This is a genomic window from Streptomyces avidinii, assembly GCF_045161815.1.
Lineage (GTDB): Bacteria > Actinomycetota > Actinomycetes > Streptomycetales > Streptomycetaceae > Streptomyces > Streptomyces avidinii.
Window position 1 is genome coordinate 4968533 of sequence record NZ_CP108863.1, and the last position, 12380, is coordinate 4980912.

The window sequence follows — 12380 nt, forward strand, 5'->3', positions numbered from 1 at the left end:
GGTGGCCGGTGGCGGGTGGCCTAGGCGAGGCCGTCGGCGACCAGGCCGGCGAGGACCGCCTGGCCGAGGGCCTGCACGGCGGACTGCGGGCGGACCATCACGGTGAACTCCTTGATCCGGCCCGCCCCGTCGAAGTGGAGCAGGTCGATGCCGTGGATCTCCCTGCCGTCCACGGTGGCCCGGAAGAGCAGGACCTCCGCCGGGGCCTCCGTGCCGTCGGCGCCGGTCTCGGCGGCGCCCTCGAAGCGGCCGACGTAGCGGAAGTCCTCGAAGACGCGCAGCAGAACCCCGAAGAGCCCCAGCACCATGGGCCGGCCCTCGAAGGGGGTGAACTTCACCGGGCTGTAGAGCCGGACGTCCTCGGTGAACAGGTCCTCCATCGCAGTGAGATCCCGCTTCTCCACGGCGGCGCGGAAGCGTTCGGCAGTCTCCATGACCCCTCCTCGTACTCACACTCATACTCATGAATCTGACTAGTCACTTTCATGAGTATGATGCCGGGACAGGCGGTGAAGCGGAAGAGGTGGCCGGAATGGCTTTGAGGCATGCCGTACTGGCGGCGCTGCTGGACGGCGAGTACAGCGGCTACGAACTGGCCAAGTCCTTCGACATCGGCGTCGCGAACTTCTGGCACGCCCTGCCCCAGCAGCTGTACGCCGAGCTCGCCAAGCTGGAGAAGGAAGGGCTGGTCGAGGGCCGCGAGGTGGTCCAGGAGAGCCGGCCCAACAAACGCCTCTTCCAGGTCACCGAAGCCGGCCGCACCGAACTGGCGGAGTTCGCCGCGGCCCCCCTGAAGTCCTCCGTCATCCGCGACGACCTCCTCGTCAAGGTGCAGACCGCCGACCGGATCGGCATCGAGCCGGTGATCGAACAGCTCGAAGCGCGCGCGGTCGCCGCCGACGCCAAGATCGAGCTGCTCGGCAAGGTGCTGCGCAAGATGCGCGGAGAGACGGACGAGGAGGAGTTCCTGCTCCACGGCGAGCGGATCGGCGGGTATCTCACCGGCCTGCGCGGCCTCGCCTTCGAACAGGGACACCGCGACTGGTGCCGCCGCAGTGCGGCCGTCCTGAGGGAGAGGATGAACCGTGCCGAACGGTGAGTACCTGCGCTACGTCGCCCTGGGCGACAGTCAGACCGAAGGCCTCGGCGACGGGGACGACGCCGTGGGCCTGCGCGGCTTCGCCGACCGGTTCGCCGCGCACCTCGCCGCCGCCAACCCCGGCCTCCAGTACGCCAACCTGGCCGTACGGGGACGCCTCGCCGGGCAGGTCCGCGCCGAACAACTGGGCCCCGCCCTGGACCTGCGCCCCGACCTGGCCACCGTCGTCGCCGGGGTCAACGACATCCTCCGGCCCAGGTTCGACGCCGCCGAGGTCGCCGCGCACCTGGAGGAGATGTTCGCCGTGCTCACGGCCGCCGGGGCCCACGTGGCGACCGTGACCTTCCCCGACCTCAGCGTGCTCGTGCCCCTCGCCCGGCCCGTCGCACCCCGCATAGCCGACCTCAACGACCGCATCCGCGCCGCGGCCGCCCGCCACGGCGTCACCGTCGCCGAGACCGCCCGGCCGGTCGCCGTGACCGACCCGCGGATGTGGACCACCGACCGCCTCCACGCCAGCCCCGTCGGCCACGCCCGGATCGCCGCGGCCCTCGCCCACGCCGTCGGCCTGCCCGGCAGCGACGACACCTGGACGCACCCGCTCCCGCCGCAGCCGCCCACCGCCGGCGCCTCCACCATGGCGGCCGAGCTGCGCTGGGCGGCCGCCTTCCTCGGCCCCTGGCTGGGCCGCCGCCTCCGCGGCCGCTCCTCGGGCGACGGCCGCACCGCCAAGCGGCCGGAACTCCTGCCGTTCGGCCCGGCCTGAGCGCCCGCTCAATCAAATGTCAGTGCGATCTGCTAACCCATTCAGGAACACTGCAACTGATCGAATCGGTCAACAGCAGTAGTCCCAGGGGGGATTTCGCACACATGACACCCAAGGCACCCTTGCGCGCCCTGCCCGCGGCGGCCCTGTCGCTGGCGCTCGGCCTGGCCGCCGCGGCGCCGGCCGCGGCCGCCGCCGACCCGGCGACACCCAAGGTCACCGCGCCCCGCACCAGCCCGGTCCCCGGTTTCGCCGGTGAGGACCAGTACTCCGACTGCTACACCGACCCCTACTCCGGATCCGGAGCCGGCTGGATCGGCCTGAGCGATGTCATCACGACCAAGGTCACCGCCACCTCGGCGTCCGGTGCCCAGTTGCAGACGACGTTCCAGCTCTGGGACACCTCGTACGGGGGCAGGCGCACCGACCTCGCGACGGTGTGGTCCTCCCACCCCGAGGCCGCCACGACCGTCTCCCGCGACCTGCTGAAGGACGGCGGCCAGTACGCATGGCGGGCGCGCGCCACCGACGGGAAGCTGACCAGCCCGTACACGGCCTGGTGCTACTTCCGCGTGGACCACACCCGGCCCACCGCCGAGGTCACCACGGACGAGGCCCCCAAGAAGGTCGGCGAGGAGGCCAACTTCACCGTGAAGGGCGCCGACAGCGGCTCGGGAATCGCCTGCGCCCGCTGGCAGACGAGCCCGGTCTTCCCGGTCGGCTGGAGCTGCGCGGACGGGGCGACCGACTCCCGCGTGGTGCGGCTGACGGACGGCTCGGTCGACATCAAGGTCAAGCCCGCCACGTGGGGCAGCCAGTCCGTCCACCTCCAGACGATGGACAACGCGGGCAACCTCGGCCAGGCGCAGGTGGACTACTACGCGCAGCCCGCCACCAAGCCCGCCGCTTTCGGTGACATCGACGCCGACGGAAAGCCGGACGTCCTCGTCCCGGACGCCGAGGGCGACCTCCGCCGGTGGGGCGCGAGCCCGCTGGACCCCGCGAACGCCCACCACCTGGCCGCCCCGGGCAGCAGCGAGAGCTGGGCCGGCGTCCAGTACACCCACCGCGGAGCCCTCGGCGAGAGCAGGGTCGACGACCTGCTGGCCCATGCCCCCGGGGAGAGCAACCTCTACCGGTTCGACAACGACGGGGCGGGCCGCTTCACGGACCAGGCCCCGAGCGCCGTGAACAAGCCCGCCACGTGCCTGGACACGGCCGGCTCGGCCATCGACTGCGCCCAGCACGGGTTCGGTTCGGACTGGTCGCAGGTCACGCAGATCGCCGCGTACGGATCGCCCACCGGCGACAGCGCGGTCGACGGCCTCCTGCCCCGCAGCTCCCTGCTGTTCGTCGAGAACGGGCGGCTGTGGCTCGCGAAGCTGGGCGGCATCCGACTGCGGTCGGCCACGCTCCTCTCCGGCAACGACACCCGCTGGTCCGGCTACGACCTGCTCACCCCGGGCCGCGCGCAGGGCACGGACTTCCCGACCCTGTGGGCCCGTTCCCGGGCGGACGGCACGATCCGCGCCTTCTCCATCAAGGGCGCCGCGGACGCACCGGACTTCTCCGCCTTCGCCGACCCGGCCGCCGGGCCGGTCCTGTCCACCCTGACGCCGGCCGCGCACCCGCGCCTCGGCTCCGACGGCGACCTCACGGGTGACGGCCTGCCGGACCTCTGGTCCGCGGACGCCACCGGCAGGGTCACCGTCCTCCCGGGTACGGGCACGACCGCCCCGCACCCCACGGTCACCGGCTTCGGCCCGGCCGTCTGAGGCCGCCCGGCCCGGCCGAGTCGTCTCGGCCGGGCCGGGCGGCTGCTAGTCGAACCAGCGGTCGCGGGCCAGTTCCGCCGTGCGGGAGGGGTCCTCCAGGAGGGCCGCCACCTCGAAGCGGCGGGGCCACTGGCCCGCCGACCAGGCCAGGCCCGCGGCCACGCCCTCCAGGGTGGACGCGTGGAGGGTGCCGTCGGGGGTGCGGCGCCAGTCGAGTTCCGTGCCGCCCGCGACCAGTTCCTCGTGCTCGATGTACGTCGCCGGGGTGGCCGGGCCCAGCAGCAGCGCCACCGACTCCGGCACCTCGTGCTCCTCGCCGGGCGTGGTCACCTCCGCCGGGACCGTGTCCGAGAGCCGCCGGACCTGGAGGAGGTCCGCCAGGTCCGCGGCCCTCGACGGGGAGACGGGCAGGAGGGGCAGTCCCGCCGTCAGGGGGAGCAGGTCCGGGGCGTCCGCGATCAGCGCCTCCGCCGCGTCCACCACCACGACCTCGCCGTCCACCACCGCACGCAGCTCGTCCGGCAGGGTGACCTGCTCGGGGTCCAGATCGGCCAGCGCGCCGTACAGGCCGTGCAGCTGGTGGCCCGTCACCTCGCGTTCCGGGTCGGCGAGCCGGCCCAGCAGCTCGGCCGCGCCGCCGGGCTCGTCCAGCAGCGCCGCCACCGTGGTCCGTACTCCGAGCGCCCGCAGGACCTGCTCGTCCTCGAAGCCCGTGGCGTCCGCCGAGGTGTAGAGGCCCGCCAGCAGCGGGTCGCCGCCCGCCGCGCGCAGGCCCGCCGGGCGGCGGCCGTCGAGCACCGGGTGGTCGCGCAGCCACCAGGCGGTGTACGGGCGCACCGACTGCGTGGTGCCGTCCGGCAGCAGGATCCGTACGGGCTGGGTCAGCGCGTCGCGCAGCGGCGGCTGCGCGAGCATGGCCAGGGCCTGCGGCCAGCAGTCGTCGTCGACCAGGTCGAGGTCCCGTACGGCGATCAGCTCGGTCGCCACCGGCGGCACCGGGGTGTCCGGCAGCTGGTCCAGGACGTCCTCGCACCACACGTCCACCGCATCCAGCAGCCCCGCGTCGTCGGGCTCCGCGAAGTCCCCCTCGCGCGGCTCCAGTTCGTCCGGGTCGAGGACCACATCGGTGGCGCGGACCAGCTGGAAGGTGGCCAGTACCCCGCACGCGGTCAGCGGTCCGGCGCCCCACCGCTCCGCCAGGTCCGCGTCCACGTACGGGACCTCGTCCTCGCGGATCACAGAGGCCAGCGGGCTGCCGGGCAGCAGCAGTTCGCCCGCCGGAACCAGTTCGCCGTCCTCGTCGGGCAGGGCCAGTGCGCCGAGCCACGGCTCGTCGCCCGGTGCCAGATCGGCATCCCGGACCAGCCCCAGGACCACCTCGGCCAGCTCGTCCGCGTCCAGGGCGTCCGCGTCCTCGTCCCAGATCTCCCCGGCGTCCAGCGAGGCGGCGACGGCGGCCCGCACCTGCGGGGTCGTCAGGACCGCCCGTGCCGTGGCCGGGAGCGCGCCGAGCTTCTCCAGCAGCGGGTGCGCCGCGTCGGGGTGCGCGACCTTCAGCCCCAGCCGGGCCAGGCTCGTGGGCGTGTCCGCGCCCGGCAGCAGGATGTGCCGGGGGCCGATCGAGGTACGGCCGTCGGCGAGCGGCACGGGCAGCCCCGACAGCCGGTCCGGATCCACCCCGGCGAGGCTGTCGTAGAGCCGGTGCCACCAGTCGGGCGTCCGCTCGATGCCCGCGATCCGCTCGATGGCATCGCCCAGAGGGAGCCGGCCCACGCCCAGGGTGCGCAGCTCGGCGCGGCGCTCCAGGCCCGCGGGCAGCAGCGTCGGCAGGACCTCGGCGAGGACGCGTACGGTGTCGGCGCCCGCGCCCTCCACCACCTCGGCCTCGAAGGGGCGCAGGGCGGCGCGCTCCTCCGCGTGCTCGGGCGGGGCGGCGGGAGCGAGGAAGGCCGTACGGGGGAGGCGCTGGAGCACGGCGGCGCGCAGGGCCCCGTCGAGCTCGCCCTTGCCGAGCGGGCCGGGCACCAGGTCCACCAGCTCGGTGGTCACCGGGTCCCAGGCGCCGAGGAGTTCGGCGTACGCGTCGGCCGCGCGCTCCACGAGGAAGTCGGTCAGCGGCCCCGGCGCCGGGTGCCGGCGGGTGGTGTCCAGCGGCAGGGTCGCGATGAGCAGCGCCGGGATGCCCAGCGGCTCGTCGGTGGGGGTCGGCGCGTGCACCACGGGGGCCGTGACCGGGCGCACCGGGGCGCCGTCGGTGTCGACGGGCACCGCCCAGGACACCGCCCAGGCGGGCCGCAGCCGCTCCTCGACGGGCCGGTCGGCGAGCAGCGCGCGCTCGATGGGGCCGCCGTGACGGACGGTACGCCAGCGGTGGGTGACGGTGCCGGAAGCGGTGGTGTCCTCGATGACGGTGTACGGGCCCTCGTCGCGCCGGTACAGCGTGCGCGTGCCGTCGGCCGCGGTCTCCACAACGACCTCGCGCAGCCCGGGCAGCGTGAGCAGCAGGGCGTCGTCGATGCCCGCCAGCAGTCGCTCCACCAGCGCCTCGGCGGCGGAGTCGCGCAGCGGGAGGACCACGACGGTGTCGTAGCCCTCGGGGGCGGTGCCCTCGGCGGGCAACGGGAGGCGCAGCAGCGGGACGTGCCCGTCGCGGCGGCGCAGTTCGTCGCCGAGGCCGGGGCTGCCGACGGAGGCGTCCCGGGCCAGTTCGCGGGCCTCGGCCAGGGACCAGCGGACGCCGCCGTGGCGGCCGAGCACGGCGGGCTCGTCGGAGACGGCCAGCACGGCCGCGAAGCCGACGCCGAAGCGGCCGACGCTGTCCCCGGAGGGCTCCCGCTTGGCGGAGGCGCGCAGGGTGCTCAGCGACTCCACGCCCGTCGCGTCCAGCGGGGCACCGGTGTTGGCGACGGCCAGCAGGGCGTGCCCGCCCTCGCCCGGGTGCAGGGTGAGCCGCAGCCGGCCGGGGACCTTGGCGCGGGCCGCGGCGTCGGCGGCGTTCTGCGCCAGCTCGATGACGAGCCGGTCCCGGTAGCCGCCGAGCGCGAGGTCCTCCTCGGCGTTGGCGTCCTCGCGGAACCGGGCCGGGCCCGCACCCCACGCGTCGAGCACCCCGCGCCGCAGCCGGGCCGTGCCGAAGGGATCCACGCCGCTCTGGGCCGCCGTCACTCGCACGCTCACGCCGCTGCCTCCATGATTCGCCTCCGGACCCCTGAAGGTACCGCGTGCGGGAGACCCCCTACGCCGGTGGCCTTCGGGGTGTCCGGGGAACGCCGAAGCCCCCGGCGACAGCAGGTCACCGGGGGCTTCGCGTCGTACCGGGCGGGTGATGGTCAGAGCTTCTCGATCACGTGGTCGATGCAGGCGGTCAGCGCCTGCACGTCCGCCGGGTCGATCGCCGGGAACATCGCGATACGGAGCTGGTTGCGGCCGAGCTTGCGGTACGGCTCGGTGTCCACGATCCCGTTGGCGCGCAGCACCTTGGCGACGGCCGCCGCGTCGATGTCGTCCGAGAAGTCGATCGTCCCGATGACGGAGGAGCGCTTGTCGGCGTCCACGACGAACGGGGTCGCGTACTTCGACGCCTCCGCCCAGCCGTACAGATTGCGCGCACTGGCCGCCGTACGGCCGGTGGTGAACTCCAGGCCGCCCTGGCTGTTCATCCACTCCAGCTGCTGGTCCAGCAGGAAGAGGGTGGCCAGCGCCGGGGTGTTGTACGTCTGGTTCTTCAGCGAGTTGTCGATCGCCGTCGGCAGCGAGAAGAACTCCGGGATGTGCCGGCCGGACGCGTGCACGCGGGCCGCGCGCTCCAGGGCCGCCGGGGAGAACGCGGCCAGCCACAGGCCGCCGTCCGAGGCGAAGGACTTCTGCGGGGCGAAGTAGTAGACGTCCGTCTCGGTGATGTCCACCGGCAGACCGCCGGCGCCCGAGGTCGCGTCCACCAGAACGAGGGACCCGGCATCGGCGCCCGCGACGCGCTTGATCGGCGCCGCCACACCCGTCGAGGTCTCGTTGTGCGTGTACGCGTACACGTCCACGCCCGCCTCGGCCACCGGCTCCGGGTGCGTACCCGGCTCCGAGGAGATCACGGACGGCGCGTCCAGCCACGGCGCGAGCTTCGCGGCCGTGGCGAACTTCGAGGAGAACTCGCCGAAGGTGAGGTGCTGGGACTTCTGCTCGATCAGACCGGCGGTCGCGATGTCCCAGAAGGCGGTGGAGCCGCCGTTGCCCAGGATCACCTCGTACCCCTCGGGGAGGGAGAAGAGGTCCCGGAGGCCCTGGCGCACCGAGCCGACCAGGTTCTTGACCGGGGCCTGGCGGTGTGAGGTTCCGAGCAGGGAGGTACCGGTGGCGGCGAGGGCGTCCAGCGCCTCGGTCCGCACCTTGGAGGGGCCCGCGCCGAAGCGTCCGTCGGCGGGCTTGATGTCAGCGGGAATCTGGATCTCAGCCACGAGCGGAGCGTATCGGGTCCCGGTCCGCGCTCCGGACGCGCGTCCACCGGATGAGACGGCTCCGGCCGGTGGGAGGCTGGGGCCGTGACGTCACCCGGTGAACTCGAACGGACATTGCGGGAGAACCTGCGCGGGGAAGTCGACTTCGGCGCCGCCGCACGGGCCCTGACCACCATGGACGCCTCCAACTACCGCCGCGTGCCGGTGGGCGTGGTCGCCCCGCGCGACGCCGAGGACGTGGCGGCCGCACTCGCCGTGTGCGCCGGCGCCGGGGTGCCCGTCGTACCGCGCGGCGGCGGGACCTCCATCGCGGGCCAGGCCACCGGGGTGGGCGTGGTGCTCGACCTCACCCGGCACATGAACGCCCTCGTCTCGGTGGACCCGGCGGCGCGCACCGCCGTGGTCCAGCCGGGGCTGGTCCTCGACCGGCTGCGGGACGCGGTGCGCCCGTACGGGCTGACCTTCGGGCCCGACCCGTCCACGCACGCGCGCTGCACCCTCGGCGGCATGATCGGCAACAACGCGTGCGGGGCCCACTCGGTGGCCTGGGGCACCACCGCCGACAACGTGACCGAGCTCGCGGTGACGGCGTACGGGGGCACCGCCCACCGGATCGGAACGGGCTGGACGGGTGCCCCCGACGGGCTGCGGGCACTGGTCACCGCGCACCTCGGACTGCTGCGCACCGGGATGCGGCCCGGCGGGACGGCGCCCGGCGGAATGGCGGCCGGCGGAATGGCGGCCGGCGGGACGGCGCCCGCCTTCTCGCGGCGGATCTCCGGCTACGGGGGTCTCGACGCACTGCTGCCCGAGCACGGGGTGCAGCTCGCGCGGGCGTTCTGCGGGAGCGAGGGCACGCTCGGGGTGGTGACGGAGGCGGTGGTGCGTCTGGTGGAGGCGCCGTCCGCGCCGGTGCTCGCGGTGCTCGGGTACCCCGACGAGAGCGCGGCGGCGGACGCGGCGGCGGGGCTGCTGCCGTACGGGCCGCTCACGGTGGAGGGGATGGCCGAGGACCTGGTGCCGGGCGGGGCACCGGCGCTGCCGCGCGGCGGGGCATGGCTGTTCGTGGAGATGCCGGACGAGGGCGGGGCGCGGGCCCTCGTACGGGCCGCCGACCCGCTCGACGCGACGGTCGTCACCGACCCGGCGGCGCAGCGGGCGCTGTGGCGGATCCGCGAGGACGCGGCGGGCACGGCGACGAGGATGCCGGACGGAGGGATGGCCTGGCCGGGGTGGGAGGACTGCGCGGTGCCGCCGGCCCGGCTGGGGGCGTACCTGCGGGAGTTCCGGGCGCTGCTGGCGGCGCACGGGCTGCGCGGATCCCCGTACGGGCACTTCGGCGAGGGCTGTGTGCACGTACGCATCGACTTCGACCTGGTGTCGGCGGCGGGCATCGCGCGCTTCCGGGACTTCTCCGGGGAACTGGCCGATCTGGTCGTCGCGCACGGCGGCTCCCTGTCGGGGGAGCACGGGGACGGGCAGGCGCGGGCGGAACTGCTGCCGAAGATGTACGGCGCGGAGGTGATCCGGCTCTTCGGCGCCTACAAGGACGTGTGGGACCCGGCGGGCGGCATGAACCCGGGAATGCTGGTCAGGCCGGCGCGGCTGGACGAGAACCTGCGCTTCGCGGTGCTGCCGGCCACCTCGTTCGCGGGCGAGGTCGCACGGTGCGTGGGGGTCGCGAAGTGCCGTACGACCGAGCCGGGCGGGCCCGGCGTGATGTGCCCCTCCTACCGGGTCACGGGCGAGGAGCGGCACTCCACGCGGGGCCGGGCGCGGCTGCTGCACGAGATGCTGGCCGGGGAGATCGTCACGGACGGCTGGCGCTCGGCGGAGGTCGCCGAGGCGCTCGACCTGTGCCTGGGGTGCAAGGGCTGCCGCAGCGACTGCCCGGTGGGTGTGGACATGGCCGCGTACAAGGCGGAGTTCCTGGACCGGCACTGGGCGGGCCGGATCCGCCCGCTGTCCCACTACACGCTGGGCGGGCTGCCGGCCTGGCTCCGCCTGATCGCCCGCCTGCGGGCGGCGGGGGCCGTCAACGCGGCCGCGCGCCTGCTGCCGGTACCGGTGCCGGGGCTGACCCCGGAGCGGGCCCTGCCGGAACTCGCGAAGCGGCCGTTCACGCGCGGTACGGGCCACCGGCCCGAGGCGGCGGGGTGCGGGGCGGCGGCCGACCCGCCGCCCGGTTCCGGTCCCGCGCCCGGTCTCGCCGTCACCCTCTGGCCCGACACGTTCACGGAGTACCTCGCCCCCGAGGCCGGCCACGCCGCGCTCCGCGTGCTCCGGGCCGCGGGCCTGGATGTGTCCGTCCCCCGTGGCGGCCGGGTCTGCTGCGGCCTGACGTACGTCTCCACCGGCCGCCTCGACCGGGCCCGCCGGGTCCTGCGCCGGACGCTGGACGTGCTGGGAGACGCACCCGGGCCGTTCGTGGTCCTGGAACCGAGCTGCGCGGCGGCCCTGCGCACCGACCTGCCCGCGCTGCTCCCCGACCACCCCCGCGCAGCCCGCATGGCGGCGGCGGTGCGGACCTTCGCGCAGACCCTGGAGGAGTACGCCCCGGACTGGCGGCCGCCGCGGCTGGACCGGGCGGTGGTCGGCCAGACCCACTGCCACCAGCACGCGGTGCTCGGGGACGGCCCCGACCGGCGGCTGCGCGAGCGGGCCGGGCTGGTGGGCGAGCTCAGCGGGGGCTGCTGCGGCCTGGCGGGCAACTTCGGCTTCGAGCCCGGGCACCACGAGGTGTCCGTGGCCTGCGCGGAGGAACAGCTGCTCCCGTCCCTGCGCGCGGCCCCGCGGGACGCCGTGATCCAGGCGGACGGGTTCTCGTGCCGTACGCAGATCGCACAGCTGGGCGGGGGCCGGGCCCGGCACCTGGCGGAACTGCTGGCGGAGGGGTTGTAAGGCAGGACATACGGCAACACTCCTTACGGACCCTTAGGCTGGACAGATGCCCGCACCTTCCTCTTCGTCCCCGACGAGCTCGCCCACGGCCGCCACCGAAGCGGCTCCGGCGCCGGTTCCGTCGACCGCCGAGGGCTCCGTTTCCGGTTCCGCGTCGGGCTCCGGCTCCGGCTCCGGACTGGGGCCCGTGGCGCTGGTGATCTCGGCGGGGATCTCGGTGCAGTTCGGCGCCGCCCTCGCGGTCATGATCATGCCGAGGGCGGGCGCGGCGGGCGTGGTCACCCTGCGCCTCGCGGCCGCGGCGCTCGTACTGCTGCTCCTGTGCCGCCCGAAGGTGCGCGGCCACTCCCGTTCCGACTGGGGCACGGTGCTCGCCTTCGGCGCCGCCATGGCCGGTATGAACGGCCTCTTCTACCAGGCCATCGACCGGATCCCGCTCGGCCCGGCCGTCACCCTGGAGGTCCTCGGGCCGCTCGCCCTCTCCGTCATCGTCTCGCGGCGCCTGGTCAACCTGCTGTGGGCCGGCCTCGCACTCGGCGGTGTGGTCCTGCTGTCCGGGCACGGCGGGGGCGGCCTCGGCTTCGGCTCCCTCGACCCGCTGGGCGCGGCGTACGCGCTCGGGGCGGGCGCGATGTGGGCGGCGTACATCGTGTTCAGCGCGCGTACCGGCCGTCGCTTCCCGCAGGCGGACGGGCTGGCCCTCGCGATGGCGGTGGCCGCGGTCGTCTCGCTGCCGCTGGGCATCGCCGAAGCCGGCTCGGACCTGCTGGTCCCGAGCACGCTGGCCCTCGGCCTGGGCGTGGCCGTCCTGTCGTCGGTCCTCCCGTACACCCTGGAACTGCTCGCGCTGCGGCGGATGCCGGCTCCGACCTTCGCGATCCTGATGAGCCTGGAGCCGGCGATCGCCGCCACCGCGGGCTTCCTCGTCCTGAACCAGGCCATGTCCGCACTGGACGCGCTGGCCATCGCCCTCGTGATCGCGGCCAGCATGGGCGCGGTCCGCTCGCAGATCCGTAGGAAGGCCGCCTGATGGACGTCGCCACCTACCTGGCCGCGGCCCCGGAGGCCCGTCGGGGTGCCCTGGTGCGGCTGCGGGAGCTGTGTCTGGAGGAGCTGACCGGGTTCGAGGAGGGGATCGCGTACGGGATGCCGGTGTACGTGCGGGCGGGCGCGACCGCCGGCGAGATCGCCTGGGCGAACCAGAAGCAGTACATCTCCTTCTACCTGATGCGCACGGACATCCGGGACGCCTTCGCGTCCCGCCTGGCCCCGCACGACATGGGCAAGGCCTGCCTCCGCTTCCGCAACCCTGCCGAGGTCGACTTCGACCTCCTCCGGGACCTCCTGCGTGCGACGGCCCGGGCGGTCCCGGGCGAGGTCTGCTGAGCGCG

Annotated in this window: 9 protein-coding genes; 6 read left to right on the forward strand and 3 right to left on the reverse strand. The window is 74.6% G+C overall.

Going from position 1 to position 12380, the window contains the following annotated elements; genetic code table 11:
- Positions 1-20: 20 nt before the first annotated feature.
- Positions 21-434 (reverse strand): nuclear transport factor 2 family protein, encoded by a 414-nt coding sequence (locus OG373_RS22345; protein ID WP_405439891.1) that lies wholly within the window; start codon positions 432-434, stop codon positions 21-23.
- 98 nt (positions 435-532) lie between these two features.
- On the opposite strand from OG373_RS22345, the gene OG373_RS22350 reads away from it, so the two are divergent.
- The 3 genes from OG373_RS22350 (at position 533) to OG373_RS22360 (ending at position 3640) form a co-directional block, all read left to right on the forward strand.
- Positions 533-1099 (forward strand): PadR family transcriptional regulator, encoded by a 567-nt coding sequence (locus OG373_RS22350; RefSeq protein ID WP_405439893.1) that lies wholly within the window; start codon positions 533-535, stop codon positions 1097-1099.
- Entirely contained in the window at positions 1086-1865 is a 780-nt protein-coding gene (locus OG373_RS22355; protein WP_405439895.1) for an SGNH/GDSL hydrolase family protein, read from the forward strand. Before OG373_RS22350 ends, OG373_RS22355 begins: the two co-directional genes overlap by 14 nt.
- A 104-nt stretch (positions 1866-1969) precedes the next feature.
- Positions 1970-3640, forward strand: coding sequence for a hypothetical protein (locus OG373_RS22360; RefSeq protein WP_405439897.1), 1671 nt, complete (start codon positions 1970-1972; stop codon positions 3638-3640).
- A 45-nt stretch (positions 3641-3685) separates the two neighbouring features.
- Here the strand turns inward: OG373_RS22360 and OG373_RS22365 are convergent, their stop codons facing one another.
- Entirely contained in the window at positions 3686-6817 is a 3132-nt protein-coding gene (locus OG373_RS22365) for a sacsin N-terminal ATP-binding-like domain-containing protein (RefSeq protein ID WP_405439899.1), read from the reverse strand.
- 152 nt (positions 6818-6969) lie between these two features.
- On the reverse strand, positions 6970-8088 hold the full coding sequence (serC, locus tag OG373_RS22370) for a phosphoserine transaminase (protein WP_189973056.1): 1119 nt from the start codon (positions 8086-8088) through the stop codon (positions 6970-6972).
- Positions 8089-8172: 84 nt separating this feature from the next.
- On the opposite strand from serC, the gene OG373_RS22375 reads away from it, so the two are divergent.
- From OG373_RS22375 to OG373_RS22385, 3 genes are read left to right on the forward strand one after another with little or no spacing between them, the layout of a single operon-like run.
- Complete coding sequence (locus tag OG373_RS22375; RefSeq protein ID WP_405439901.1) at positions 8173-10989, forward strand: FAD-binding and (Fe-S)-binding domain-containing protein; 2817 nt, start codon at positions 8173-8175, stop codon at positions 10987-10989.
- A 46-nt stretch (positions 10990-11035) separates the two neighbouring features.
- The gene (locus tag OG373_RS22380) at positions 11036-12019 is read left to right on the forward strand and encodes an EamA family transporter (RefSeq protein WP_405439903.1); all 984 of its coding nucleotides are present in this window, start codon (positions 11036-11038) and stop codon (positions 12017-12019) included.
- Positions 12019-12375, forward strand: a complete 357-nt coding sequence (locus OG373_RS22385) for a DUF1801 domain-containing protein (protein WP_405439905.1) — start codon at positions 12019-12021, stop codon at positions 12373-12375. Before OG373_RS22380 ends, OG373_RS22385 begins: the two co-directional genes overlap by 1 nt.
- The last annotated feature ends 5 nt before the right edge of the window (positions 12376-12380 follow it).

Bases quoted from the DNA above. Each gene is read 5' to 3' on its own strand.
- OG373_RS22385 (WP_405439905.1), top strand. From the start codon at position 12,019: ATGGACGTCGCCACCTACCTGGCCGCGGCCCCGGAGGCCCGTCGGGGT.
- OG373_RS22350 (WP_405439893.1), top strand. From the start codon at position 533: ATGGCTTTGAGGCATGCCGTACTGGCGGCGCTGCTGGACGGCGAGTAC.
- OG373_RS22380 (WP_405439903.1), top strand. From the start codon at position 11,036: ATGCCCGCACCTTCCTCTTCGTCCCCGACGAGCTCGCCCACGGCCGCC.
- OG373_RS22345 (WP_405439891.1), bottom strand. From the start codon at position 434: ATGGAGACTGCCGAACGCTTCCGCGCCGCCGTGGAGAAGCGGGATCTC.
- OG373_RS22360 (WP_405439897.1), top strand. From the start codon at position 1,970: ATGACACCCAAGGCACCCTTGCGCGCCCTGCCCGCGGCGGCCCTGTCG.